The 24119-nt window shown below is 73.6% G+C and carries 24 protein-coding genes; 10 read left to right on the top strand and 14 right to left on the bottom strand.

Features of this window, described 5'->3' with window-relative positions:
• Positions 1–2 precede the first annotated feature (2 nt).
• On the bottom strand, positions 3–479 hold the full coding sequence (locus M0638_RS09035) for an SUF system Fe-S cluster assembly regulator (RefSeq protein ID WP_248666648.1): 477 nt from the start codon (positions 477–479) through the stop codon (positions 3–5).
• 316 nt (positions 480–795) lie between these two features.
• Here M0638_RS09035 and M0638_RS09030 point away from each other — a divergent pair, with 316 nt between their 5' ends.
• From M0638_RS09030 to M0638_RS09015, 4 genes are all read left to right on the top strand, one after another.
• On the top strand, positions 796–1653 hold the full coding sequence (locus tag M0638_RS09030; RefSeq protein ID WP_248666647.1) for an alpha/beta fold hydrolase: 858 nt from the start codon (positions 796–798) through the stop codon (positions 1651–1653).
• Positions 1654–1757: 104 nt separating this feature from the next.
• Positions 1758–2672 carry an SDR family NAD(P)-dependent oxidoreductase gene (locus tag M0638_RS09025; protein ID WP_248666646.1) on the top strand — a complete coding sequence of 305 codons (915 nt, stop codon included), beginning with the start codon at positions 1758–1760 and terminating at the stop codon, positions 2670–2672.
• Positions 2673–2891: 219 nt separating this feature from the next.
• Positions 2892–4964, top strand: coding sequence for an acetate--CoA ligase family protein (locus M0638_RS09020; RefSeq protein WP_248666645.1), 2073 nt, complete (start codon positions 2892–2894; stop codon positions 4962–4964).
• Positions 4965–5094: 130 nt separating this feature from the next.
• Positions 5095–5598 (top strand): peroxiredoxin, encoded by a 504-nt coding sequence (locus M0638_RS09015; protein WP_248666644.1) that lies wholly within the window; start codon positions 5095–5097, stop codon positions 5596–5598.
• 115 nt (positions 5599–5713) lie between these two features.
• Here the strand turns inward: M0638_RS09015 and M0638_RS09010 are convergent, their stop codons facing one another.
• Positions 5714–6058: a hypothetical protein gene (locus tag M0638_RS09010; protein WP_248666643.1), complete on the bottom strand. Its 345-nt coding sequence runs from the start codon at positions 6056–6058 to the stop codon at positions 5714–5716.
• Positions 6059–6448: 390 nt separating this feature from the next.
• Here M0638_RS09010 and M0638_RS09005 point away from each other — a divergent pair, with 390 nt between their 5' ends.
• The 3 genes from M0638_RS09005 (at position 6449) to M0638_RS08995 (ending at position 8319) form a co-directional block, all read left to right on the top strand.
• On the top strand, positions 6449–7450 hold the full coding sequence (locus M0638_RS09005) for a Bug family tripartite tricarboxylate transporter substrate binding protein (protein ID WP_248666642.1): 1002 nt from the start codon (positions 6449–6451) through the stop codon (positions 7448–7450).
• Between the two features lie 118 nt (positions 7451–7568).
• Positions 7569–7769: a hypothetical protein gene (locus M0638_RS09000; RefSeq protein ID WP_248666641.1), complete on the top strand. Its 201-nt coding sequence runs from the start codon at positions 7569–7571 to the stop codon at positions 7767–7769.
• A gap of 250 nt (positions 7770–8019) precedes the next feature.
• Complete coding sequence (locus M0638_RS08995; RefSeq protein ID WP_248666640.1) at positions 8020–8319, top strand: DUF2312 domain-containing protein; 300 nt, start codon at positions 8020–8022, stop codon at positions 8317–8319.
• A 266-nt stretch (positions 8320–8585) separates the two neighbouring features.
• On the opposite strand, the gene M0638_RS08990 is transcribed toward M0638_RS08995, so the two are convergent.
• The gene (locus tag M0638_RS08990) at positions 8586–9281 is read right to left on the bottom strand and encodes a GntR family transcriptional regulator (RefSeq protein ID WP_248666639.1); all 696 of its coding nucleotides are present in this window, start codon (positions 9279–9281) and stop codon (positions 8586–8588) included.
• A gap of 168 nt (positions 9282–9449) precedes the next feature.
• Between M0638_RS08990 and M0638_RS08985 the strand changes: the two genes are divergently transcribed.
• The 3 genes from M0638_RS08985 to M0638_RS08975 all read left to right on the top strand — a co-directional run bounded on the left by M0638_RS08985 (position 9450) and on the right by M0638_RS08975 (position 12142).
• The gene (locus M0638_RS08985; protein ID WP_248666638.1) at positions 9450–9851 is read left to right on the top strand and encodes a carboxymuconolactone decarboxylase family protein; all 402 of its coding nucleotides are present in this window, start codon (positions 9450–9452) and stop codon (positions 9849–9851) included.
• Positions 9848–10774: an NAD(P)-dependent oxidoreductase gene (locus M0638_RS08980; RefSeq protein WP_248666637.1), complete on the top strand. Its 927-nt coding sequence runs from the start codon at positions 9848–9850 to the stop codon at positions 10772–10774. The genes M0638_RS08985 and M0638_RS08980 overlap by 4 nt, the downstream gene beginning before the upstream one ends.
• A 387-nt stretch (positions 10775–11161) precedes the next feature.
• On the top strand, positions 11162–12142 hold the full coding sequence (locus tag M0638_RS08975; RefSeq protein ID WP_248666636.1) for a Bug family tripartite tricarboxylate transporter substrate binding protein: 981 nt from the start codon (positions 11162–11164) through the stop codon (positions 12140–12142).
• Positions 12143–12157: 15 nt separating this feature from the next.
• Here the strand turns inward: M0638_RS08975 and M0638_RS08970 are convergent, their stop codons facing one another.
• The 11 genes from M0638_RS08970 to M0638_RS08920 all read right to left on the bottom strand — a co-directional run bounded on the left by M0638_RS08970 (position 12158) and on the right by M0638_RS08920 (position 24108).
• Positions 12158–12814: an ABC transporter ATP-binding protein gene (locus tag M0638_RS08970; RefSeq protein ID WP_248666635.1), complete on the bottom strand. Its 657-nt coding sequence runs from the start codon at positions 12812–12814 to the stop codon at positions 12158–12160.
• 252 nt (positions 12815–13066) lie between these two features.
• Positions 13067–13828, bottom strand: a complete 762-nt coding sequence (locus M0638_RS08965) for an ABC transporter ATP-binding protein (RefSeq protein ID WP_248666634.1) — start codon at positions 13826–13828, stop codon at positions 13067–13069.
• Positions 13825–14754, bottom strand: coding sequence for a branched-chain amino acid ABC transporter permease (locus M0638_RS08960; protein WP_248666633.1), 930 nt, complete (start codon positions 14752–14754; stop codon positions 13825–13827). The genes M0638_RS08965 and M0638_RS08960 overlap by 4 nt, the downstream gene beginning before the upstream one ends.
• A complete protein-coding gene (locus tag M0638_RS08955; protein ID WP_248666632.1) occupies positions 14751–15683 on the bottom strand; it encodes a branched-chain amino acid ABC transporter permease in 933 nt (310 codons plus the stop codon). Before M0638_RS08955 ends, M0638_RS08960 begins: the two co-directional genes overlap by 4 nt.
• 31 nt (positions 15684–15714) lie before the next feature.
• Positions 15715–17076: an ABC transporter substrate-binding protein gene (locus M0638_RS08950; RefSeq protein WP_248666631.1), complete on the bottom strand. Its 1362-nt coding sequence runs from the start codon at positions 17074–17076 to the stop codon at positions 15715–15717.
• Positions 17077–17156: 80 nt separating this feature from the next.
• A complete protein-coding gene (locus M0638_RS08945) occupies positions 17157–17615 on the bottom strand; it encodes a MarR family winged helix-turn-helix transcriptional regulator (protein WP_248666630.1) in 459 nt (152 codons plus the stop codon).
• A gap of 194 nt (positions 17616–17809) precedes the next feature.
• Positions 17810–19219 (bottom strand): gamma-glutamyltransferase, encoded by a 1410-nt coding sequence (locus M0638_RS08940; RefSeq protein WP_248666629.1) that lies wholly within the window; start codon positions 19217–19219, stop codon positions 17810–17812.
• Between the two features lie 243 nt (positions 19220–19462).
• Positions 19463–20881, bottom strand: a complete 1419-nt coding sequence (locus M0638_RS08935; RefSeq protein ID WP_248666628.1) for an aldehyde dehydrogenase family protein — start codon at positions 20879–20881, stop codon at positions 19463–19465.
• 3 nt (positions 20882–20884) lie between these two features.
• Entirely contained in the window at positions 20885–21940 is a 1056-nt protein-coding gene (locus M0638_RS08930) for a DODA-type extradiol aromatic ring-opening family dioxygenase (protein WP_248666627.1), read from the bottom strand.
• Between the two features lie 44 nt (positions 21941–21984).
• Positions 21985–23031: an ABC transporter substrate-binding protein gene (locus M0638_RS08925; protein WP_248666626.1), complete on the bottom strand. Its 1047-nt coding sequence runs from the start codon at positions 23029–23031 to the stop codon at positions 21985–21987.
• Positions 23032–23106: 75 nt separating this feature from the next.
• Positions 23107–24108 (bottom strand): amidohydrolase family protein, encoded by a 1002-nt coding sequence (locus M0638_RS08920; protein WP_248666625.1) that lies wholly within the window; start codon positions 24106–24108, stop codon positions 23107–23109.
• Positions 24109–24119: the final 11 nt, after the last annotated feature.

The raw sequence follows: 24119 nt of genomic DNA, 5'->3' as shown, positions 1-24119 counted from the left end.
CCCTACTCGGCTGCGAGGGCGGCAGGGGCCGCCATGGGAGGGGGCTGGGTCTGGCTGCACCGGTCCTGCGGCGCCACGGGCGGCCGCGCCAGGTCGGCCAGGGTCACGCCGGCCAGCGCCTGGCGGATCACCTCGTTCACCGGGTCCCAGCGGCCCCGGACCGGGCAGATCCATTCGGCATCGCAGGACCCGGCGGCGCTGTCGACGCAGGCGGTCAGCGCGATCGGTCCGTCGATCGCCACGATCACCTCGGAGAGCGGCAGGCCGGACAGCGGCCGGGCCAGCCGGTAGCCGCCCCGCGCCCCGCGCTGGCTCTCCACCAGCCCGGCATTGCCCAGGGATTTCAGGACCTTGGCCACGGTCGGCTCGGCGATCCCGGTGGCGCCGGCAAGGCAGGGCGTGGTCTGCACGCCTTCCGCCTCGGCCAGGCGCAGCAGCACCACCACCGCGTAGTCCGTGAGTTTCGACAGACGAAGCAAGGTGGTTGTGGCTCCCTGAAAACCGGACCTGTGCGGTACGGATTGGAGATGCTCCCGCAGGCCACGTCCGTCAAGGGGCGATCATCGCCACGCGAACGAGTACCGCGCCGGCGCCGGCGCGGCCGGGCGGAGCCGGGAAACGCCTGCCGGGCGGGGCGGCTTGCCGGGCCGGGCCGGCGCCCGCATGCTCCGGCCGCGATGCCGGGGAAGCGGGCCTCCAAGGAACGGCCCCCCAGGGAATGGGCCCAGGGAACGGACCCGGGGAACGGACCCGGGGAAGCGACCCGGGAAGCGGGACGGCGGGGAGGAAGGGTGCATGCCGACGCTGCGGACCGAGGACGGGGTGGATCTGTACTACGAGGAGGCCGGCAGCGGCGCGCCGATGCTCTTCGTGCACGAATTCGCGGGCGACCATCGCTCCTGGGAAGGCCAGATGCGGCACTTCGCCCGCCGCTACCGCTGCGTCGCCTACAACGCCCGCGGCTACCCGCCGAGCGCCGTGCCGACCGATCCCGAAGCCTACTCGCAGGCCCGCGCGGCCGACGACGTCGCGGCGGTGATACGCGGCCTCGGCCTCGGCCCGACCCATGTGGTCGGCTGCTCGATGGGCGCCTACGCCACGCTGCACCTCGGCCTGCGCCACCCGTCGCTGGCGCGCTCCCTGACCGCGGTCGGGGTGGGATACGGCTCGGAGCCGTCGCGGCAGGCGCAGTTCCGCGCCGAGAGCCAGGCCACCGCGGCGCGCTTCCGCAACGAGGGCATGGCGGCCGTCGCTGCGGTGTACGGGCGCGGCCCGACGCGGCTGGCCTACGAACGGAACGACCCGCGCGGCTTCGCCGAGTTCCTCGATCGCCTCGCCGGCCACTCCGCCGAGGGTTCGGCGCTCACCATGCTCGGCGTGCAGAGCCGCCGCCCCTCGCTGTTCGAGCTGGAGGCGGCGCTGCGCGCGCTCGCCGTGCCGACTCTGGTCGTGGCGGGCGACGAGGACGAGCCGGCGCTGGTGCCGAGCCTCTTCCTCAAGCGGGTCGTCCCGACGGCGGCGCTGCTGGTGATGCCGGGATGCGGCCACACGCCGAACCTGGAGGATCCCGGCAATTTCGACCGGGCGCTGCTGGAATTCGTGACGCGGGTGGATGCCGGCCGCTGGCACCGACCGGCCGCGCCGCCGGCGTGAGGAGGCGGCGTGAGCGGGCGCCGGCGCATCTTTGCCGGGCCCATCTTTCCGGCCTGGCGCGATACGGTTAGAACCACCGAACAGACAGCCAGGAGGAACCGGACATGTCCATGCTGGAAGGCAAGGTCGCCATCGTCACCGGCGCGGGCGGCGGCATCGGCCGCGAGATCGCGATCGCCATGGCGCTGGCCGGTGCGAAGGTGGTGGTCAACGACATCGGCGCGAGCCTGACCGGCGAGGGCGAGACCTCCGCGACTCCGGGCCAGCAGACCGTCGCCATCATCGAGCAGCGCGGCGGCAAGGCGGTGGTGAACACCGACAGCGTGGCCGACTGGACGGCGGCGCAGCGCATCGTGCAGACCGCGCTCGACAGCTTCGGCCGCATCGACATCGTGGTGAACAACGCCGGCATCCTGCGCGACGTGATCTTCCACAAGATGACGCCGGAGGAGTGGCTGGCCGTCATCAACGTCCACCTCAACGGCTCCTTCTTCGTCTCGCGCGCGGCGGCCGAGCACTTCCGCAAGCAGGGCTCGGGCGCCTACGTCCACATGACCTCGACCTCGGGGCTGATCGGCAATTTCGGGCAGGCCAACTATTCCGCCGCCAAGCTCGGCATCGCCGCGCTCTCGAAGTCGATCGCGCTCGACATGCAGCGTTTCGGCGTGCGCTCCAACTGCATCGCGCCCTTCGCCTGGAGCCGCATGACCTCCTCGATCCCGGCCGAGACGCCGGAGCAGAAGGCCCGCGTCGCGCGCATCCAGGCGATGGGGCCTGAGAAGAACGCGCCGCTCGCCGTGTTCCTCGCCTCCGACGCCGCCAAGGACGTGAACGGCCAGATCTTCTCGCCGCGCATGAACGAGCTGTTCCTGTTCAGCCAGATCCGCCCGATCCGCTCGATCCATTCCGACACCGGCTGGACGCCCGAGCTGATCGCCGAGCGCGCTCTGCCGGCCTTCCGCTCCAGCTTCGTGCCGCTGGAGCGTTCGGGCGACGTCTTCTCCTGGGATCCGACCTGAATCCCGGCGGGCAGGGAGGGCGCTGCCCTCCCTGACGCTGCCCGGCCCTGATGCTGCCCGGTCGGGCAGGGATGGTCCCCGATGACGCGCCCCGGGGTGCGGCCCGGTGACGGTGCGGGAGGGCAGGGGGTTCCAGGGGCGGCGCCGGCACCGCAAACTCCTCCCGTCGGGCAGCGGGGCAACGCCCCCGCGGCCCATACGGGAAGGAACGGCCGCAGAATGCCCACCGATCTCGCGCGTGCCCTGCTCAACCCGCGCCGCATCGCGCTGATCGGCGCCTCGGGCGACCCGACGCGCGTCACCGCCCGGGCGCAGCTCTATCTCCGCAAGCACGGCTTCGACGGCGAGCTCTACCCGGTCAACCCGCGCGCGGAGACGGTGCTGGGCGAGCGCGCCTGGCCATCGCTCGACGCGCTGCCGGCCGATCCGGACTTCGCCTACATCCTGCTCGGCACGGGGCAGGTGGAGGCGCAGATCGCCTCCGTCGCGGCGCGTCGCATCCCGGTCGCCTGCGTGCTGGCCGACGGCTTCGCCGAGGCCGGGCCCGAGGGGCAGGCCCTGCAGGACCGGCTGGTCGCCGCCGCGCGGGCGGCCGGGGTGCGGCTGCTGGGGCCGAATTCCATGGGCCTCGTCAACCTGCGCGCGCGCACCGCGGCCAGCGTCAACGCGGCGCTGGAGGCGGATTCGCTGCTGCCGGGGCGGATCGCGCTGGTCTCGCAATCGGGCTCGATGATGGGGGCGCTGCTCTCGCGCGGCGCCGCGCGCGGCATCGGCTTCTCGCACCTGATCGGCACCGGCAACGAGGCCGACCTGACGGCGGGCGAGATCGCCGGGATGCTGGTGGAGGAGCCGGAGGTGGACGCCGTCCTGCTCTTCCTCGAGGCCGTGCGCGACGCGCCGCGCTACGCCGGGGCGGCGCGGCGCGCGCACGCGCTGGGCAAGCCGATGATCGTCTACAAGCTCGGCCGCTCGCCCTTCGGCGCGGAGCTGGCCACCAGCCACACCGGCGCGCTGGCCGGCACCGACGCGGCCGCCGACGCCTTCTTCCGCGCCGCCGGAATCGCCCGCGCCACCAACCTCGACGCCTTCCTGGAATTGCCCGTGCTGCTGGCCGGCCGCCGCCCGCTCGCCCGGCCGCACCGCGCCGTCGGCGTGATGACCACGACGGGCGGCGGCGGCGCCATGGCGGTCGATTGCCTCGGCGTCGCCGGCATCGAGGCGCGCGCGCCGGACGCCGCCGCGTCGGCCATGCTGGAGGCCGCCGGCCTGCCGCACCATGGTCGGCTGCTCGACGTCACCCTGGCGGGCACGAAGCCCGAGCGGGTGGCCGAGGCGCTGGCGGCGTTGCAGGCGGCCGGGGACACCGACCTCGCCCTTTCCGTCATCGGCTCCTCGGCGCAGTTCAAGCCGGAGCTGGCGGTCGCCGGCATCGTGCGGGCGCGGGACGCGGCGCTTGCCGCGGGGGTCGGGAAGCCCGTCGCCGCCTTCCTGGTGCCGCAGGCCGACCGCAGCCTGCGCCTGCTCGCCGAGGCCGGCATCGCCGCCTTCCGCAGCCCGGAATCCTGTGCCGACGCGGTGCGTGCCTGGTGCGACTGGCAGGCCCCCCGCGACGCGGCCCCGCCCGAGCCGCCGGCCTTCGACCGCCCCGACGCCTTCGACGAGGCCGCCGCGCGCCGGCTCTTCGCTGCGCTGGGCCTCGCTTCGCCCTTCCACGTGATGCAGGGGCCGGAGGACGTGCCGGCCGGACTCGCCTGGCCGGTGGCGCTGAAGATCCTGTCGCCCGACCTGCCGCACAAGACCGAGGTGGGCGGCGTTGTCCTCGGCATCCCCGACGCCGACGCGCTGCGCCGGGAGGCGGCGGCGATGCTGGCGCGGGTGCGGGCACGCGCCCCGGCGGCGCGGCTCGGCGGGCTGCTGGTGCAGCCCATGGCGAAGGGGCTGGGCGAGGCCATCCTCGGCTTCCGCCGGGACCCGGAGGTGGGGCCGGTGGTGCTGCTCGGCGCCGGCGGCGTGCTGGCGGAGCTGATGCGCGACACCACGCTGCGCACCGCGCCGGTGGACGAGTCCGAGGCGCGCGCGATGATCGCCGAGGTGAAGGGGCTCCAGGCCCTGGCGGGCTGGCGCGGCCTGCCGCGCGGCGACCTCGACGCGCTGGCCCGCGCGGTGGCGGCGGTGTCGCGACTCGCCGCGCTGCCCTGGGTGGCGGAGGCGGAGATCAACCCGCTGATCGTCGGGGCGGAGGGGGCGGGCGTGATCGTGGCGGATGCCTGGGTGACGGAGGCGGCGGGCTGAAGTCCGGCCGGCGCGGCAGGCCGCGCCCCGGCGCCTGCGTCGTGCCCTGACGCGGCGGCCCTTCCGGCGCATACAGGCGACCCGTCGGGGTGCCCCCCGACTCGTTCCACCGGACCCGGGAGACCAGCGCATGAGCGCAGCCGAAGGCGCCGCCGCGCCCGACTTCACCATGGCGGCCAGCGGTGGCCGCACCGTCTCGCTCGCCGCGCTGCGCGGCCGTCCCTTCGTGCTGTACTTCTACCCCAAGGCCGACACCTCGGGCTGCACCAAGGAGGCCTGCGGCTTCCAGGAGGCGCTGACGCAGTTCACCGGCCTCGGCCTCGACGTGATCGGCGTCTCGCCCGACAAGCTGCCGGCGATCGAGAAGTTCGCGGGGAAGTACGGGCTGGAATTCCCGCTCGCCTCGGACCCGGAGCACCGGGTCGCCGAGGCCTACGGCACCTGGGTCGAGAAGTCGATGTACGGCCGCAAGTACATGGGCATGGACCGCGCCACCTTCCTGATCGGCGCCGACGGGACGGTGCTGAAGGCCTGGCGGAAGGTGAAGGTGCCGGGCCATGTGGCCGCCGTGCAGGCGGCCGCCAGGGCGCTGGCCGGCCCGACGGTGAGCCAGGGGACGGTGAGCCAGGGGTGAGCCATCCCGCCGTGCCCGCCGCCTGAAGGCGGCCGGACCGCCCGGGGTTCTCCCCTGGGCCGTTCGCCCCCGACCGGCGGGCCGCGATCCCAACGGCCGGCCGGGGGGGAAGGGTTCAGCCCAGCGCGGGCACCCCGGCATCCTGCCGCGCCGCGTCCCGGGCCGCGGTCAGGGCCGCCAGCGCGTTCTCGCCCGCCCGCATCGCCGCCTTGCTGTCGGGGTCCAGCTCGGCCATCGAGTCCGACGCGGCCTCGACGCCGGCCTGCAGCTGCTCCAGCAGCTCCTCGACCAGGTCGCCCTGGCCCTCGGCGCGCCAGCCGGCGACGATCCCCTCGACCTCCCGGCCTACCCGGGCCGGGACGAAGCCGCGCCCGACCATCTCCTGCACGCGCCTGAGCGCCTCGTTCAGCGGGCTCGCCGCCCGCGCCGGCGGCCGTCCGCCACCCTTTTTGCCTGCCATCAACGCTCTCCTTGCTCATGGAACATATAGCGAACAGAGTCGGCTTTTTCGACTCGTATCCTCGTGGGCCGAGCATGCCGGGCGAGGCGCGGGAGGGATACGACGGCGGCGGCACCGGCCGCCGGAAACGTACGGCGGGCGAAGCCGCCCGCGTCTCGGCACCGCCCCGCCCTCACTGGCGGCGGCGCGGGGGTTGGGGCGATACTCCCCGCGCGAAGCGCCGGGCCGCGCTCCCGTTGCGGCTCCCCGGCGCGGCCCCCCCCCACGGGAGCCGCGCCGGGGAGCCGCAACGGCAGCCGCCCAGGCCGGGACCGGCGCGTGGGCATGGGCGGGCGTCGCCGCCGGCCGGGCCATGCCGTCCCCGGGGCGAAGCAGGAGGGAGGAAGTACGATGCCGTCATGTCACGCGGGCCGCCGTGCCGCGCTGCGTCTGCTCGGTGCCGGGGCCGGCATCGGGCTCGGCTTCGGCGCACCGGCGATCCGCCCGGCGCGTGCCGCCGCCTGGCCCGCGGAACAGCCCGTCACGGTGATCGTGCCCTTCCCGCCCGCCGGCGGCGTGGACGTGATGGCGCGCGTGGTGGTGCAGCACGTGGCGCCGCACCTGCCGGGGGCGCGCTTCGTGGTCGAGAACCGGGTGGGCGCCGGCGGCCAGCTCGGCTTCGAGGCGGCCTTCCGCGCCGCGCCGGACGGCTACACGCTGGGCTGCGTCACCACCCCGGCGCTGAGCACCATCGCCCTGGAGCGGCGGGTGCAGTACCGGGTGCCGGACTTCACCTACATCGCCAACGTGGTGGACGATCCGGGCGGCTTCTTCGTGCCGCCGGAGAGCCCGATCCGCAGTCTGGGCGAGCTGCAGGCGGCGGCGAAGCGGGCGCCGGAGGCGCTCGCCTACGGCACCTCGGGTGTCGGCTCGGACGACCACCTGCTCGGCATCGCCTTCGAGGAGGCGGCGGGCGTGCGGCTCGCCCACATCCCCTACAACGGCACGGCGCCGATCATCACCGACCTGCTGGGCGGCCGCCTCGCCTTCGGCTCCTTCAACATGAGCGAGGCCAGCGCCTTGCTGCGCGAGGGCAAGGTGCGCGCCCTGGCGCAGGGCGGTGCCGAACGCTGGTCCGGCACGCCCGACGTGCCGACCTTCCGCGAGCAGGGCTTCGCGGTCACCGGCGGCTCGGCGCGCGGCGTGGTGGCGCCGCCCGGCCTGCCGGACGCGATCCGCGAGCGGCTGGTCGAGGCCTTCGGCGCGGCGATGCGCTCGCCGGGCTTCCTGGCCGATGCGCAACGCCTGAACCTCCCGGCGGCGCCGCGCCTCGGCGCCGACTACCGCGCCTTCATCCTGTCGGGCGACGAGGCGGCACGGGCGCTGTGGGGCCGCCGCCCCTGGCGGGAGTGAGAACCTGTTCGAGAGGCCGGGGGCCAGCTGCCCGCGCGGCGCCGCGCCGCCGCCGTGGCGTGCCGGATGGAACGCTCCCACCGGGGGCGGCGTTCGGGGCGCCAGGGAGACGATGACCATGCCGACCTTGCCCTTGCCGCCGGTTCCGCCGGCCGACCGCAGCGCCAATCCCCCCGGTGGCCTCGGCGACGGCGACCCGCAGGACACCCATGCCGAGCCCGGCCTGCGGCCCGAGGACAGCCCCCTGCAGGGCGACGACCAGGACCACGCCATACGCCGCAACATCACCGAGCGGGGCTACCGGCCGCACGGGGCGTAGCGTCGCCCCGGCAGGGCCCGGGCCGCATTCATTCACGGGCTTCTCCCGCCCGGTGCCTCCCTTCCCTGGGGCCTCCCTTCCCTGGGGCCTCCCTTCCCTGGGGCCTCCCTTCCGGGCGGCCTCGGGCCAAACCACCCGGCACGTCGTATAAGGCGCCGACAGGACTCGGCCGAAGGCCGGCCTCCGAGTCCCGGACCCGCGTGCGGACGCGCCCCGTGCCTGCCCGCGCGCCCCTGCGGAGAGTGAGTTGATGAGTGACGTGGAAGACGAGGCGAAGGCGAGCCGGGAGCGCCAGGCGCAGGCCGAGGATGCCGAGGTCGGCGGCATCGCCGCGGACCGGCTGCGCTCGATCATCGAGCGCGTGGAACGGCTGGAGGAGGAGCGCAAGGCACTGGCCGGCGACATCAAGGACATCTTCGCCGAGGCGAAGTCCGCCGGGTTCGACGTGAAGGTGATCCGGCAGATCATCCGGCAGCGCCAGCAGGAGCCGGCCGAGATCGAGGAGCACGAGACGCTGCTCGACCTGTACCGGCGCGCGCTCGGCATGTGAGGCCCGCGGCGGCGTTCGCCGACCCGTCCGGGGGGGCGCCGCGCCGGACCCCGCGACGGGGGATCGCGGGAAACAGGCCCCCGTGGGGCCTCTCTCTTTCCGTGAGACCGGCCGGCCGGGCCGTCCCGCCGTCCCCGTGATGCCGCGCCGGACAAGGCCGGACCGGGCCGTCGGCCCGGCCCGCCCGCCGGCGACCGGCCGTGGCGCGACGGACGGAGCGCGTCGGGCGGGGCGGGCGACGTCGATCGACATGCCGCTTCCCGGCGTCAGCCGGCGCGCGCGTTCCGGGCCCGCTCGTGCTCGCGCAGGATTCGTAGCGCCACCTCGGCGGCGCGACGGACATGCTCGCGGCAGGCGGCGGCGGCCCCCTCCGGGTCGCGCCGCTCGATCGCCTCGATCACCCGGCGCAGCTCCGCCACCGTGTTCGGCAGCCGGTCCGGGTCGGAGAGCGAGGTGGCGCGAAGCTGCGTGTTGCGGTTCAGCAGCTGGTCGAGCATGCGCGCCACGTAGGCGTTGCGGCAGCCGCGCAGCAGCACGTCGTAGAATCGGCGCTTGAGCGCCAGCAGCACCTCGCGCCCGGCCTCCGGGCAGGTGGCGGCCAGCTCGGCGAAGATGCCGCGCAGCTCGGCGCGCTCCTCCTTCGAGGCGCGCGCGGCGAAGCCCTCGCCCGCCAGCGCCTCCAGCACGCCGCGCACCTCGTAGATCTGCGCCGCCTCGGCCGCCGAGAGGAAGGCGACGAAGGGTCCGCGGTTGGGCTGCACCACGATCAGCCCCTCGGCCTCCAGCAGCCGCACCGCCTCGCGCACCACGCTGCGGCTGGCGCCGAACAGCTCGCACAGCACGCGGTCCGGCAGGTGCTCGCCGGGCGCGAAGCGGCCCCGGGCGATGGCGTCGCGCAGCCCGTCCTCCACCTGCCGGCGGATCGACTGCGGCACGACGCGCAGGCGCATGTCTTCCGTCATCGCATCCCCTTCATCGACCCCGTCTTCTGCCAGCCCCGGTGCCGCCATGTCGACGCCCGGCGCGGTGCGGCTTCTCCTATCGGTATCATATTGCCTGATTGACGGACAATCCTGGCGCGGCCTATACCCGGCCCGCCACCCGCTCGGGTGCCAGGAAAGGGAACGCCGATGTCCGAAGACAGCGCTCTGTTCGACAAGGGAATGCCGATCCGGCGCGAGGTGCTGGGGGGCGAGTACGTCGACGCCTCTCTGGCCAAGGCCGACGACTTCATGATGGCCTTCCAGCGCGCCACCACGAGCTGGGCCTGGGGCTGGGCCTGGGGCGATCCGACGCTGGACCGCAAGACGCGCTCGCTGATCAACCTCGCCATGCTGACCGCGCTGAACCGCGCGCCGGAGATCAAGCTGCACGTCAAGGGCGCGCTGAACAACGGCGTCACCGTCGAGGAGATCAAGGCGGCGCTGCTGCACGCCACCGCCTATTGCGGCATCCCCGCCGGCCTCGACGCCTTCAAGGCGGCGCACGAGGTGCTGGTGAAGGAAGGCGCCCTGCCGGGCAAGTCGGCATGAGCGGCGCCGCTTCGGCCGGCGCCGCGGCGCCGATCCGGCGCGTCGGCTTCGTCGGCATCGGCAACATGGGCTGGCCGATGGCCGCCCGCCTGCTCGGCGCCGGCTTCGACGTCACGGTCTGCGACGCCGTGCCGGGCCGCGCCGCGCAATTCGCGGCCGAGCTGGGCGGCACCGCCGCCGAGGGCCCGGCCGAGGCGGCGCGCGAGGCCGATGCCGTCGTCACCATCCTGCCCACGAGCCGGCATGTGGAGGAGGTGGCGACCGCCATGCGCGGCGTGCTGCGCCCGGGCGCCGTCGTGATCGAGATGAGCTCCGGCGCGCCCGGCGTCACCCGCCGCATCGCGGAATCGCTCGCCGCCGACGGCATCGGCATGGTGGACGCGCCGGTCTCCGGCGGCGTGCCGCGCGCCCGTACCGGCGAGCTCGCCATCATGACCGGCGGCGACCCGGCGCTGCTCGCCCGCGTCGAGCCGGTGCTGCGCGCCATGGGCACCAACATCACCCAGGTCGGCCCGATCGGCGCCGGGCAGGCGATGAAGGCGCTCAACAACCTGGTCTCGGCCGGCGGCTTCCTGATCGGCATCGAGGCGCTGCTGATCGGCCAGCGCTTCGGCCTGGACGCGGCGAAGATGGTGGAGGTGCTGAACGCCTCCACCGGCATGAACAACAGCACGCAGAAGAAATTCGCCCAGTACGTGCTGAGCCGGCGCTTCGACAGCGGCTTCGGCCTCGACCTGATGGTCAAGGACCTGTCGATCGCGCTGGAGGTCGGCCGCGACACGCAGACGCCGACGCCCTTCGCCGCGCTGTGCCGCGAGCTTTCCGCCGCCGCGCAGGCGCTGCTCGGCCCCGGCCAGGACCACACGGCGCTGGCGCAGCTTTCCGAGAAGCTCGCGGGCGAGACGCTGGGCGGGAACAAGTAGGCCGCTCCCGCCGCGTCCCCGCGGCGGACGGGACCGACGACCTGCCGCGCCGGGCGGCAGGCCTGTCGCCGCCTGTCCGCGCCCGCCTGGAGACAAGGTTCCGCGCCTGCTCGGCGACAAGGCTCCGCGCCGTCCCGGCGACAAGGCACGGATGAACGGATCGCGGTCTTCGCGGCACCGCGCGCCGGTGGCCGTCCTGCCGCTGCCACGCCCGACGATCCGCGACGGGAAAGAGGAGCGGAACGTCCCCGGGGCGCATCGCGCGCCATCGGCCCGGCGCGCCCCGCGCCCAACCCATCGCCGGCAACCGCCTGGCGCGGTGCCGCAGGCGGTACGCCGTTCCGGCCCGGCGCGCCCGCGAACCAACCCATGGAGGAGTTCCCCGCTATGCGCCGTTCCCTGCTGCTGGCCCCGCTCGCGCTGGCCGCCGTCCTGCTCGCCCGCCCCGCCGAGGCGCAGGAATTCCCCACCCGCGCCGTGACCATGGTGATCCCCTACGCCCCCGGCGGCTCCACCGACGTGCTGGGCCGCATCGTCGCGCGCGGCATGGGCAAGGCGCTCGGCCAGCCGGTGGTGGTGGAGAACCAGGGCGGCGCCGGCGGCAACATCGGCACGCAGCGCGTGGTGCGCGCGGCGCCCGACGGCTACACGCTGACCTTCGGCAATCTCGGCCCGCTCGCGGCCAACGTGCAGCTCTACCCGAATCTCGGCTACGACCCGCGCCGCGACCTGGCGCCGATCGGCGTCGCCGCCAGCAACCCGATGGTGCTCGCCGTCTCGCCGCGCATCGAGGTGCGCGATCTCGCCGGGCTGCTCGGCCATCTGCGCGCCGAGGACGGCAACGTGCCCTTCGGCAATGCCGGGCCGGGCTCCACCAGCCACCTCGCCGCCTCGCTGTTCCTGCAGCTTTCCGGCACGCGGGCGACGCTGGTCGGCTATCGCGGCGTCGGCCCGGTGCTGACCGACCTCGCCGCCGGCGTCGTCGAGGTGCTGATCGACCAGACGCTGACGCTGATCCCCGCGCATCGCGGCGGCACGGCGCGGGCGCTGGCCGTGGCGACGCCGCAGCGCCTGCCGCAGCTTCCCGACGTGCCGACCTTCGCCGAGGCCGGCGTGCCGGGCTTCGATATGCAGGTCTGGAACGCGCTGCTCGCCCCGGCCGGCACGCCCGCGCCGGTGATCGCGAGGCTGGTCGCGGCGCTGAACGCCGGGCTCGACGACCCGGAGGCGAAGCAGCGCCTGGAGGAGCTGGCGGCGGTGGTGCCGCAGGGCGAGGCACGCGGCCCCGAGGCGCTGCGCCGGCTCATCGCCTCGGAGGTGGACCGCTGGTCCGGCCTGATCCGCGACGCCAGCATCCGCGTCGAGTGAGGGGAGGGGGTGGGTTCAGCCCACCCCGATCTCGCCGCGCTCGATCACGTAGGTCGCCTCCACCAGTGGCCGCAGCAGCTCCGGGTTGCTCTCGGTGATGAGGATGGCGACGTCCGGCAGCGCGTGGTGCAGCCGCCCCAGCGCCTCGGCGTAGCGCAGCGCCAGCGCCGGGGCGAGGCCCTGGAAGGGCTCGTCCAGCAGCACGGCGCGCGTGCCCACCATCAGCGCACGCCCCAGCGCCACCATCTTGCCCTGGCCGCCCGACAGCCCGGCCGCCTTGCGCGGCGCGAAGCCGCGCAATTCCGGCAGCAGCGTGTAGACGCCCTCCAGCCGGCGCGCGATCTCGTCGGGGGGCAGCTTCAGCACCTCGGCCGGCAGGACCATGTTCTCCTGCACGGTGAAGGAGCCGAACAGCCGCCGCTCCTCCGGCGCGTAGCCGATGCCGAGCTTCGCGCGGTGATGCGCGGGGATGCCGGCGCAGTCCTGCCCATCCACCGTGATCCGGCCGGCCTTGATCGGCAGCAGGCCCATCAGCGCGCGCAGCGTGGTGGTCTTGCCGGCGCCGTTGCGGCCGATCAGCGCGACGCGACCGCCGGGCGGGACCACGAGCGAGACGTTGCGCAGCACGGGAGCGCCGGCGATGTCGACGGAAACGCCTTCGAGCCTCAGCATGGGGGGTGCCCCGGCCGCTTTTCGGGGAAGGCCTTGCCTTCCCCGGCCCCCATCCGCCCCCTGGGGAAGGCTCCGCCTTCCCCAGACCCCATCCGCCAGGAGGGCGAGGCCCTCCTGGACCTCTCTTCGTCTGGGCCTCGGTGGTTCGACGTGCGAGGCTCGCTTCCATAATGGGGTTTCCAAAGGGGCTTCGCCCTTTGGTGGGTGGGGGCGCGGGGGAGGGCAACGCCCTCCACCGCCACCGGGCGCCTCTCAAGCCACGGCATTCGGCACCACCCCGATCACCGTCCGCTGCACCTCGGGGTCGTTCAGGATCTCCCCCGGCGGCCCGAGCGCCGCGATCCTCCCCTGGCCCCACACCGCCACGCGGTCCGCGAAGCGCGCCACCACCTCCATGTCGTGCTCCACGAACACCGCCGTCACGCGCGCCTCGCGCAGCACGCGCACCAGCGTCTCCACCACCTGCATCTTGTCGGCGGCCGCGACGCCGCTGGTCGGCTCGTCCATCAGCAGCAGGCGCGGGCGCAGCGCCACCGCCATGGCGATGTCGGCCAGCTTGCGCGCCCCTTCGTTCAGCGCATCGGCGCGCCGGTCGGCCAGGTGCAGCAGGCCGAAGCGTTCCAGCAACTCCTCCGCCTCGGCGCGGATGGCGGGGCGCAGCAGCGGCGCGAAGGGCCGCCAGATGCCCTCGCGCGCCGCCAGCGCCAGCGCCGCGTTCTCCAGCACCGTGTGCTCGGTGAAGAGCTGGGGAAGCTGGAAGGAACGCCCGACGCCGAGCTTCACGATGCGCCGCGGCGGCAGGCCGAGAAGCTGGTGCGTGCCGTCATAGGTGATGCTGCCGGCCTGCGGGCGCAGATAGCCGGTGCTCATGTTGATGAAGGTGGTCTTGCCGGCGCCGTTCGGCCCGATGATGGCGAGGAATTCGTGCTCCATCACGTCGAGGTCGATGCCGTCCGCGGCCTTCACCCCGCCGAAGGCGAGGCGCAGCCCGCGTGCGGAGAGCAGCGCGCTCATGCCGTGCGCCTCCCGCGCAGCAGGGCCCAGAGGCCGCCGGGCGCGAACAGGATCACCGCCAGCAGCACCGCGCCGAGGATGAGCTGCCACGCATCCGCGACCGCCGCCGCCGCGTAGACCCGCGTCAGCTCGTAGGCCACGGCGCCGAGGAACGGCCCGACCACGCTGCCCGCCCCGCCCAGGATGCCGATGAACACCAGCTCGCCCGAGGCGGTCCAGTAGGCCAGGGCCGGCGTGACGTGCCGGCTGGTCATGGCGATGATCGCCCCGCCCACGCCGCCCATCAGCGCCGAGAGCACGTAGGCCGCGAGCAGCACGCGCCGGCCGGAGACGCCCATGAACTCCAGCCGCGTCTCGCGCGTCTTGATGCCCATCAGCGCCTGCCCCATCGACGAGGCGAGGTAGACGCGCACCAGCGCGCCGAAGGCCAGCGCCAGCACCAGCGCGATGCCGAACACGGTCCACTCGTAGGTGGCGCCGGTCAGCGCCTGCCCGGCGATGGTGACGGGCGGCAGGCGGATGCCGTCCGTGCCCTTGGTGATCGAGTAGAACTTCTCCAGCAGCGAGTAGAAGACCATGCTGATGGCGAGGTTCAGCATGCCGAAGAAGATCTCGCGGTAGCGCACCACGAACAGCCCGACCACGAGGCCCACCAGCGCCGAGCCCAGCGCCGCCAGCGGCAGCAGCAGCAGCGCCTCGGGCACCGAGGGCGCCGCGAAGGCCACCGCATAGGCCGCGAAGGCGACGAACAGCGCGTGGCCGAAGGAGACCTGCCCGGCGCGCAGCAGCAGCAGCAGGCCCAGCACCGCGATGCCCTTGGCCAGCGCCACGGTCAGCACGAAGCGCAGCCAGGGCGCCGACCAGGCCAGCAGCACCAGCAGCGCCGCCCCCAGCAGCGCCGCCAGCCATTCGATGTGGCGGCTCATATGCGTCGCGTCTCCGCCACCCCGAACAGGCCCTGCGGCCGCAGCAGCAGCACCGCCACCATGATGAGGTAGGGCACCACCACCTCGAGCTCCGGCTCGAAGTAAACGGCGAAGGAACGGCCGAGGCCGATCAGCAGCGCGCTCACCGCCGCGCCCTCGATCTGGCCGAGCCCCGCCGTCGCCACCACGGCGAAGGAGAGCACGATGGTCGAGGCGCCGATGCCCGGCACCATCGCGGTGGTGGGGACCGCCAGCGCGCCGCCGAGGGCGGCCAGCGCCGTGCCGCAGGTGAAGGTGAGCATGGTGACGCGCGCGGCGTTGATGCCCATCGCCGTCGCCGCCTCGCGGTCCGTGGTGACGGCGACGATGATCCGTCCCGTCAGCGTCCGCCGCAGGAACCAGGCGAGCCCGACCAGGGTGAGGATCGCGATCCCGGGCAGCACGTAGAGCTGGTAGGCGGTGAAGGGGATCACGTCCTCGCCGAAGGGCACGTCCACCGTGCCGAGCAGCTTCAGCGGCGTGTCGTAGGAGACCGGCTGCACGCCCCAGATCAGCTTCTGCACATCCTCCAGGATCATGAACAGCGCGAAGGTGACGAGGAGCTGCAGCACCGGCTCCTGCCCCTCCACGCGCCGCAGCAGCAGCCGCTCGATCGGCGGGCCGAGCACGAGGCCGACCAGCGCCGCCGCCACCAGCAGCGCCGGTAGCGACAGCCAGGAAGGCAGCCCCGCCGCCGCGATGGCGAGGCCGATCGAGGCCGCCGTGTAGGCGCCGATGGCGTAGAAGCTGCCATGCGCGACGTTGAGCACGCGCATCACGCCGAACACGAGGTTCAGCCCGACCGCCACCATGAACACGGACGCCGCGTAGGCCAGCCCGTCCAGCGCGGCGAGGCCGAGCAGCAGCCCGTTCTCGGAAAGCCAGCCCATGGCGGCGTCCCCGCTCCCCTGCCTCGCCGGTTCAGCGGAACGGCGCGGTGGCCGGCAGCTGCGTCAGCAGCTCGGGCTTGAGCGTCTTCAGCCATTCCGTGCTCTTCTGCCCGACCGGCGCCGTCACCTGCGCGGCGGGGAAGACCATCATGTCGGTCATCACCGCGAAGGGGTAGCGGTCGCTGTGATGGGTGGTGCCCATGATCTGGTTCTCCAGCCCCTGGCCGTCCTCGCGGATGGTCACGCTGCTGGTCAGCGAGGGGAATTCAAGCCCGCGGAAGGCCGCCGCCAGCTCCGAATCGTTGGGCCAGCCGCCGTTCTTCGCCGCGATCGCCTTGGCATAGGCGGTCTTCATCGCCGAGACGGCCTGGAACATGTGGTGGCAGGGGTAGATCGGCCAGTTGTTGAAGCGCTTGCGGTAATTCTCCGTGAAGCGCGCAAGCTGCGCCGGATCGCGCGGGCTCGGGTGCAGGAACCAGTGGTCGCCGCGCGCGCCGATCAGGTGCCCGGCCGGCAGCGCCTTGCCCACGCGCTCCAGCGAGGATTCGGCGAGCGGCATTAGGAAGGTGGAGCGCTCGAACAGCTTGCGCTCGGCCGCCTGGCGGATGAGGGCGTCGAGGTCGCCGCCCCAGGAGGTGGAGAGGATCACCTCCGGCCGCAGCGCCAGCAGCCGGGTGATCTCGGTGGAGAAGTCGGTGGCGCCGAAGCGCGGGAACAGCTCGGCCGCGACGCGCACGCCGGGCTTGAGCGCGTTCAGGCCGGTGCGGAAGATCTCCCAGGAATCGCGGCCCCAGGCGTAGTCCTGGTTCACCACCGCGATGGAGCGGAAGTCCGGCTTCACCTTCAGCAGGTAGAGCAGCGCCGAGAGCACCTCGGGCGTCGCGTTGGCCTGGGTGCGGAAGGCGTACTGGTAGCGCCCGTCCTCGAAGACGCGCTGCGTGCCGCAGTCCCACAGCAGGGTCGGGCGCTTCATCTCGTCGGCCAGCGGCGCGCAGGCGAGGCAGTCGGCCGAGGAGATGGCGGAGAAGATGATCGCGACGTCCTCGTTCTGCACGAGGCGCCGGTACTCGCCCATGAAGTGGTCGACGCCCGGCCCCTCGTCGACGAAGATCGGCCGCACCTTCACGCCGGCGATGCCGCCCTCGGCGTTGATCTCGTCGAACAGCATCTCCGCCGCCTGCCGCCCCGGCACGCCGAACACGCTGGCGGGGCCCGACAGGTAGGTGGCGATTCCGACCTTGATCTCGGCCGGCTTCTGCCCGGCCCCCTGGGCATGGGCGGAGCGCCCGGCCAGGGCCAGCGTGCCGACCGCGGCGCCGAGCAGCGCGCCGCGCCGCGAGATTCCGGCGGCCGTCGTGGCGGGCACGCCCGGCTGATCGGCGATGCTGGTCATCGTTTCCTCCGCAACCTGGGTATCGGGTTCCGGGCAGGGTTCCATGCGCCGGGCGCGCCGTCAAACCGCGGCGCGCCTGCCTATTCCGCGGGCATGCGCAGGCTCGTCCGGCCGATGCCGTTGTTGCCGTCGATCAGCAATTGCACGAGGTGCAGGAAGGTGGCGCGCTGCGCCGCGTCGAGCGGCCGGAGGAAGCGGTCCTGGATGCGCGCCAGCCGCGCCGCGCCGCGGCGGGCGAGGTCCTGGCCGGCCTCCGTCAGGAACACCTCGCGGTAGCGCCGGTCCTGGCGCGACACACGCCGCTCCGCCAGCCCGTTCGCCTCCAGCCGCGCCAGCACGTCGCCGGCATTGGCGCGGTCGATGCCGAGTTCGGCGGCGATGGCGGCCTGGTCCACGCCGGGGCGATTGGCGATCACCGAGAGAGCGCCGAACTGCACCGGCGTCAGGGCGAGGTCCGCCATCTCCTCCAGGAACACCGAGACGGAAAGCTGGTGCAGCCGGCGCACCAGATAGCCGGGCCGGCTCCAGAGGCCGATCATCGGCTCGGCGGGCGGGGCGTCCGGCGGCGTGTCGGGCGACGTCCGGGTACGGCGGGCCCGGGGCGGTGGACTGGCGGGGATGGGGCTGCTCCCTTCCGGTGATGGCGCTTCCCGGCGGCCAGCATAATGGTCGGCCGGAACGAATCCTCAACCCGCGCCGCGCGGGGTGCCTGCCGGGGCGATGCCCGGCGGCATCAGTAGGCGGCCAGCGCCAGGGCGATGCTGCGCGGATCGGCCGCCGACTCCGGCAGGCGACCCGGCCGGAGATGGATGATCTGCTGCGCCGAGCCGTTCGCGAAGGCCGCGACCGGGCGCGCGCCCGCTTCCGCCGGCAGCACCGCGCCCGGCTCGGCGGTCAGCTCGTCCGCCTCGCTCAGCGCCCAGCGCGGGCTGGTGACGGTGGCGGCGATGTCGGCGCCGCCCGCCGGGCCAGCCAGCAATTGCAGCACGCTCTGCGCGTTCCACGGAAGCTGGTTGATGCCGCCCGGCGTCGCGCCCAGCAGCAGCTCGCCGTCGCGCGCCAGCGACCAGGCGTGCAGCGTGGTCAGCGGCACGCGCCCCGGCGCCGGGGCGTTGGCGGCGGCCGGCGGCGCCTCCAGGTCGAAGCCGCGCCCCGGCCGGTTGCTGAGCACGAGGCCGCTCGGCAGCACCACGCCGGAGCCGAAGCGCGGGAAGGAATTGCTGTGCACCACCACCACGGCGTTGCCCTCGGCATCGGCCGCCGTGACCACCGAGGTGCCCCCGTCCGTCGCCAGCCGGCCGCGCCGCTTCGCCTCCAACCGCTCGGCGCGGATCACCGGCAGCAGCGCCTCCGGCCGGCCGCAGGCTTCCGCCACGATCGCGGCGAGGCGCGGCCCGCCGGTCGGCGCCGGGGTGGCGCGCAGCACCGTGCCGTCCGGCAGCGTGGCCTCCAGCGGCGGGGCGAGCCGGGCGTGGCGCCGCCGCAGATCCTCCACGCTCAGGAAGCCGCCGCCCGCCCGTACCGCCGCGACCACGCGCTCGCCCTCCTCGCCGGCGAACAGGTCGGCGCCGTCGCGGATGAAGGCCCGCAGCAGCGCGCCGAGCCCGGGCAGGCGAAGCAGGTCGCCGGCCTTCGGCATCCCGCCGGCCAGATACGGATTCCCCGGGCTGTACCGCTCCAGCAGCGCCACCGAATCGCGCAGGTAGTTGATGCCGACGCGGCTCCAGGCGACGCCCGTCTCCGCCATGCGCAGCGCCGGCGCGGCGATGGTGGCGAGCGGCAGGCGCGCGAATCCGTGCAGCGTCGCGAACCCGTCCGGCGCGCCCGGCACGCCGACCGAGCAGGGGCCGAGCCGCTGCATCCGCGCGCCCTCGCCCAGCGCCAGCGCGCCGCCGCCGACGCTGACCAGCGTCCGCACCGTCCCGTCCGATCGGCGGAAGATCGACACGAGATCGCCGGCGAGGCCGCACTTCATCGGCAGCGCGACGTGCTCGGCGAAGCAGGCGGCCAGCGCCGCGTCGAAGGCGTTGCCGCCGGCGGCATAGGCGGCGACGCCCGCCGCGGCGGCGGCCGGATGGCCGGCGGTGACGAGGCGGGGGCCGCTGGCCAGGGCCAGCTCGCGCAGACGGGCTTCGGCGGTCATCTCGGGGCTTTCACTGCTGGCGTGGCGGCATTTCGGGGCGCTGCCCCGGACCCCGCCAGGGAAGGCTCCGCCTTCCCTGGACCCATCCGCCGGGGCCGGGAGGCCCCGGACCCCGTTCGTCTGGACCCGATCGGTCGCAACGTGCGAGGCCCTGGAACAAACGGGGTTTCCAAAGGGGCTTCGCCCTTTGGCGGGGTTCCAAGGGGCAGCGCCCCTTGGCGGGGTCCGGGGCGGAGCCCCGGCTCAAGGCCGCATGCCGATGAACTTCACCTGCGACAATTCCTCGATCGCGTAGCGCACGCCCTCGCGCCCCACGCCGCTGCTCTTCACCCCGCCGAACGGGTACATGTCGAGCCGGAAGCGGCTGGCCTCGTTGATCCAGAGCGAGCCCACCTCGATCTCGTCGGCGAGGCGCAGGGCGGTGGCGAGGCTGCCGGTGAAGGCCGCCGCCTGCAACCCGAAGGGCGTGTCGTTCGCGAGCGCGATCGCCTCCTCGATGGTGTCGAAGGGCCGCACCAGCACGACCGGCCCGAACACCTCCTCGCGCCAGAGCCGCGCCGTGTCCGCCACGTCGAGCAGGATGCCGGGCGAGACCAGCGCGTCGCGCCGCTCCGGCACCAGCACGGCGCGGGCGCCGAGGGCGATCGCGTCCTCCACCATCGCCATCACGCGCTCGGCGGCGGCGAGATGCACCATGGGCCCGACATCGGTGGCCGGATCCTCCGCCGGGCCGACGCGCAGCGCGCGGGCGGCAGTGGCGAAGGCGGGCAGGAAGTCGTCCAGCGCCGAACGCTGCACCAGCACGCGCTGGGCGGAGATGCATTGCTGCCCGCTCGCCTCGAAGCCGGCGGCGGCGATCTTCCTCGCCGCCGTGGCGAGATCGGTGTCCGCGAAGACCAGGTTGGCGGCGTTGGAGCCCAGCTCGGCCAGGAACTTCTTCGCCCCCGCCACGCGCGCCAGCGCGTCGCCCGCCGCCGTGCCGCCGGTGAAGGTGACGGCCCGCACATCGGGATGCGCGGCGAGCGCCGCCGCCGTCTCGCGGTCGCCGGAGACGACGTTGAACAGCCCGGCCGGCCAGCCCGCCTCGACGCAAAGTGCCGCGAGCCGCAGCGCGGCGCGCAGGCCCCCCGGCGCCGGCTTGACCACCACCGAATTGCCGGCGGCGATGGCGGGGGCGAGCTTCTGCACCAGCAGGTTGATCGGCGCGTTGAACGGCGTGATCGCGCCGACCACGCCGTAGGGCACGCGCCGGGTCATGCCGATCGTGCCGGCGCCGTTCGCCGCGGCGTCGAGCGGCAGCACCTCGCCGCCGAGCTGCGACGCGGCGGCAGCGGTGGCCTCGAGGAATTCGACGCCGCGCCGGGCCTCGAAGCGCGCGGCGCGGATCGGCTTGCCGATATCGGCCGAGATCAGCCCGGCGATCTCCTCGGCCGCACCCTCCAGCGCGCGCGCGGCGGCGCGCAGCCAGGCGAGGCGCTGGTGCAGCGGCGCGCGCCGCTGCGCGAGGAAGGCGGCACGCGCCGCGGCGACGGCGGCCTCGACGCCCTCGGCGCCGGCCTCCAGCATGGTGCCGATGACATGGCCGTCGCCCGGCTGCACCAGGTCGAAGGCGGGTGCGCCGGGGGTGGCGGCCTCGCCGCCGATGAAGGAACCGATCACCATGGCTCAGCCCCGCCGCAGGCGCTGCATCTGCATGTTGGCCAGGAACGGCACCAGCGGGTGCGTGCCCATGGCGACGATGGCCGGCATGTCGAGCCCGACCAGCGCGGCGTGCTGCGCCGGCGTCAGCCCGTAGCGATCGGCGAAGGCGGCGGGATCGGCCATGTAGGCCTCGCGCGCCGGCTGCTCGTGCGCCAGCGCGTGCAGGGCGGTGACGAGCGGGACCAGCTCGGGCTTCGTCTCCGGGTAGTGCGGCTGCTTCGCCGTCGCGGCGCCGCCGAACCAGCCGAGCGAGGCGTAATTGTGGTGCCAGCTCGGGTTCATCTGCGCGATGTCCGGCACGCGGTCGCCCAGCGCGCCGGCGGCGCAGGCCCAGCAGCGCAGCTCGATGTTGCCGGTGTCGTCCAGCTCCTCCGCGCCGAGGCCGATCAGCGACTTCAGCTTCCCCTCGCGCAGCCTGGCGAGCACGGCGTTGTCCCAGTCCAGCTCCGGGTTGGAGTAGCGGTCCGTGCCGGGGAAGTGCGACATGCCGCCGGAGGAAAGCACCACGGTCCGCAGGCCGAGCAGCGTCACCGCGCGCGCCACCGCCTGGCCGAAGGCGTAGCAGCGTTCCATCGAGGGCTGCGGCGGCAGGTAGGCGTTGACGTAGATCGGCAGCACCGGCGCCGTGTGGCCGAGATGGGTCAGCGGGATGCCGATCGCGTAGTCGATCTTCGCCGTGCTGCTGAAGGCCGGGTCGAAGCCCTGGTCGTAGAGCGCGCGCACCAGGGCGAGGCCGATCTCGCCGGGGATCCGCCAGCGGAAGTCGCGGCCGGCGAAATGGCCGGTCGCCTCGCCGCCGACATGGATGGTGAAGGGCGGCGCGGCGTTGTGGAAGAACTGCTCGGCGTGGTCGTTGGAGAAGATGATCCAGAGATCGGGGTCGAGCGCCCGCAGCCGCGCGCCGATCTCGGCGCCGATCTGCTGCACGGCGGCGATGGTCGCCTTGTCCTCGGTGTCGGGCTGGGTGAAGAATTGCGGGGCGTGCGGCAGCATCGCCCCGCCGAGAATGGTGGTCTGCATGGCGCTGTCCTCCTCGTGCGGGGCCGTTGCGGCCGGATGTCCGCTCAGGCGACGCGGCGCAGCGCCGCGTCGGGGATGAATCGGCCGTCGAAGACCTGCTCGACGGTGGGCGGGTTCTGCATCTGGAAGCCCTCGGCCAGGATGGCGAGGCCGGAGCGCAGGCGCGCCTCGTCATAGGCGCCGATGCCGTTGCGCCGGACGTTCGGCGTCAGGATCAGCCTGTCCAGCACCCATTGCTGACGCTGCCGTTCCACGTTGCGGTCGGAGAGGCCTTCGCGCCGCATCATGCTGTCGATCGACCCGTCGGGATCCCTGGCCGCGCCGGTCCAGCAGCGGGTGACGGCGACCGCCATGCGCCGGCAAAGATCCGGGTTGCGCGCCAGCACCTCCTGGTTGACGATCAGCCCCTGGCCGTAGAAGTCGAAGCCGTTGTCGGCGAAGTAGATGCAGTTGACCTGCGCGGGCGGCAGGCCGCCGCCGAGCAGGTTGAACAGCACCGTGTAGTCCATGCCCACCACCGCGTCCACGCGCCCCTGCAGCAGCATGGTGTCGCGCAGCTTGATGTCCACCGCGACGCGGTTGAAGGAATCGGCCGGGATGTTCAACCGCTGCAGCAGCGAGGGCAGGATGCGCGAGGGTGCGTCGGACTGGCCGGTGCCCACCGTCTTCCCGCGCAGCGCGGCGAAGGAATCGAGGCCCCGCGACTTCGGGCTGATGATCGCGGCGGCGAAGCGATCGTAGATCGGCATCAGCACGCGCGGCGCGGCCTGCGGGTTTCGCCCGGCGAATTCCGCCACGGTGGAGATGTCGGCACAGCCGAACTCGTAGGTGCCGCTGGCGACCCGCGTCACCGCTTCGGCCGAGCCGGCGGCGCCGTCCACGCGCGCCTCGATGCCGGCCTCGCGGAAGTAGCCCTTGTCGAGCCCGTAGAAGAACGGCGCCGTGCCGCCGTAGATGCGGAAGTCGCAGCTGAAGCGGACGGAATCCAGGCTGCCCTGCGCGATAGCGGGGCGGCACAGCGAGGCGGCGGCAAGGCCGGCGGCGCCGGCGATGAATCCCCGGCGGCCACCATGGAAGGCGTGATGCGGCATCCTCGTATTCCCTTGGCTCGATTGCGCCGTGCGTTCCCGATGATGCGCGGGCGGTTCCCGATCCGCCCGTCCTGTTCAGCGCCGGATCAGGCGCCGCAGATTGCCCTCGAACAGCTTGCGCCGGTCGGTCTCGGAGATCTCCAGCTCGTCCAGCACGCGGATGGTGTCGCGGATGAACTGGTAGCCGCCCTCCGGGTCGAAGGGACAGTCGGAGGCGAACACCACCCGGTCCGCGCCGAAGAAGGAGAGGCCGCAGCGCGTGCCGGCCGCGGAGCCGAACAGCGCCGTATCGCCGTAGAACATGTGGAAGTAGTCGATCGGCCGCTTCTTCAGCGAGTGCAGCAGCGCGACGTAGTCCTCGTCCTCGGTGCGGGTGCCGAGCTGGTCGTTGCCGGGCCCGAAGCGCCCCTCGAAATAGGGGATCATCGCGCCGAGATGGTGGGTGATGATCTTGATCTCGGGCAGCCGGTCGAACAGGCCGGAGAAGACGAGGCGCGACATGGCGGCGCTGGTCTCGTAGGGCCAGCCGATGGTCCACCAGATCTCGTACTTCGACTTCGATTCCGAGCGGTAGTCGGGGAAGTTGGCGCCGCGCGCCGGGTGCAGCCAGATCGGCACGTCGTGATGCACGATGCGGTCGAAGATCGGCTGGAATTCGGGCAGGTCGAGCGGCCTGCCGGCGACGTTGGTGAAGATCTGGAAGCCGCAGGCGCCGATGGCGACGGCGCGGTCCACCTCGGCGACGGCCGCCTCCGGGTTGTTCATCGGCAGGCTGGCGATGAAGGCGGGGAAGTGGTCCGGGCGCTGGCGGATCAGCTCGGCGAAGCCGTCATTGCCCTGCCGCACGAGGTCGGGCGCGGCATCGGGGCCGACCACCACCTCGACCGGCGGCATGGTGTTGGCGAGTACCTGCTGGTAGTCGCCGAAGCTGTCCACCATGCGCATCCTGGCCTCGACATCCCAGAGCGTCGGCAGGTTCAGCCAGCGCTTCACCGGACCCTTGTCCGGCACCAGGTCCATCAGCCGCTGCATGTAGCCGCCGGGCGGGAAGAGATGGGTGTAGGCGTCGAGACGCATGATGCGGATTC

The organism is Roseomonas acroporae (genome assembly GCF_023223525.1).
GTDB classification, from domain to species: domain Bacteria; phylum Pseudomonadota; class Alphaproteobacteria; order Acetobacterales; family Acetobacteraceae; genus Roseomonas_E; species Roseomonas_E acroporae.
This window is presented reverse-complemented; position numbering and strand designations above follow the sequence as displayed.

Coding starts and splice junctions, on each gene's coding strand:
- M0638_RS08980 (WP_248666637.1), top strand. CDS start 9,848: ATGAGCGGCGCCGCTTCGGCCGGCGCCGCGGCGCCGATCCGGCGCGTC.
- M0638_RS08945 (WP_248666630.1), bottom strand. CDS start 17,615: ATGATCGGCCTCTGGAGCCGGCCCGGCTATCTGGTGCGCCGGCTGCAC.
- M0638_RS09020 (WP_248666645.1), top strand. CDS start 2,892: ATGCCCACCGATCTCGCGCGTGCCCTGCTCAACCCGCGCCGCATCGCG.
- M0638_RS08965 (WP_248666634.1), bottom strand. CDS start 13,828: ATGAGCGCGCTGCTCTCCGCACGCGGGCTGCGCCTCGCCTTCGGCGGG.
- M0638_RS08995 (WP_248666640.1), top strand. CDS start 8,020: ATGAGTGACGTGGAAGACGAGGCGAAGGCGAGCCGGGAGCGCCAGGCG.
- M0638_RS09010 (WP_248666643.1), bottom strand. CDS start 6,058: ATGGCAGGCAAAAAGGGTGGCGGACGGCCGCCGGCGCGGGCGGCGAGC.
- M0638_RS08925 (WP_248666626.1), bottom strand. CDS start 23,031: ATGCCGCATCACGCCTTCCATGGTGGCCGCCGGGGATTCATCGCCGGC.
- M0638_RS09015 (WP_248666644.1), top strand. CDS start 5,095: ATGAGCGCAGCCGAAGGCGCCGCCGCGCCCGACTTCACCATGGCGGCC.
- M0638_RS08985 (WP_248666638.1), top strand. CDS start 9,450: ATGTCCGAAGACAGCGCTCTGTTCGACAAGGGAATGCCGATCCGGCGC.
- M0638_RS09025 (WP_248666646.1), top strand. CDS start 1,758: ATGTCCATGCTGGAAGGCAAGGTCGCCATCGTCACCGGCGCGGGCGGC.
- M0638_RS08975 (WP_248666636.1), top strand. CDS start 11,162: ATGCGCCGTTCCCTGCTGCTGGCCCCGCTCGCGCTGGCCGCCGTCCTG.
- M0638_RS08940 (WP_248666629.1), bottom strand. CDS start 19,219: ATGACCGCCGAAGCCCGTCTGCGCGAGCTGGCCCTGGCCAGCGGCCCC.
- M0638_RS08960 (WP_248666633.1), bottom strand. CDS start 14,754: ATGAGCCGCCACATCGAATGGCTGGCGGCGCTGCTGGGGGCGGCGCTG.
- M0638_RS08920 (WP_248666625.1), bottom strand. CDS start 24,108: ATGCGTCTCGACGCCTACACCCATCTCTTCCCGCCCGGCGGCTACATG.
- M0638_RS09005 (WP_248666642.1), top strand. CDS start 6,449: ATGCCGTCATGTCACGCGGGCCGCCGTGCCGCGCTGCGTCTGCTCGGT.
- M0638_RS09000 (WP_248666641.1), top strand. CDS start 7,569: ATGCCGACCTTGCCCTTGCCGCCGGTTCCGCCGGCCGACCGCAGCGCC.
- M0638_RS08990 (WP_248666639.1), bottom strand. CDS start 9,281: ATGACGGAAGACATGCGCCTGCGCGTCGTGCCGCAGTCGATCCGCCGG.
- M0638_RS08935 (WP_248666628.1), bottom strand. CDS start 20,881: ATGGTGATCGGTTCCTTCATCGGCGGCGAGGCCGCCACCCCCGGCGCA.
- M0638_RS08970 (WP_248666635.1), bottom strand. CDS start 12,814: ATGCTGAGGCTCGAAGGCGTTTCCGTCGACATCGCCGGCGCTCCCGTG.
- M0638_RS08930 (WP_248666627.1), bottom strand. CDS start 21,940: ATGCAGACCACCATTCTCGGCGGGGCGATGCTGCCGCACGCCCCGCAA.
- M0638_RS09030 (WP_248666647.1), top strand. CDS start 796: ATGCCGACGCTGCGGACCGAGGACGGGGTGGATCTGTACTACGAGGAG.
- M0638_RS08950 (WP_248666631.1), bottom strand. CDS start 17,076: ATGACCAGCATCGCCGATCAGCCGGGCGTGCCCGCCACGACGGCCGCC.
- M0638_RS08955 (WP_248666632.1), bottom strand. CDS start 15,683: ATGGGCTGGCTTTCCGAGAACGGGCTGCTGCTCGGCCTCGCCGCGCTG.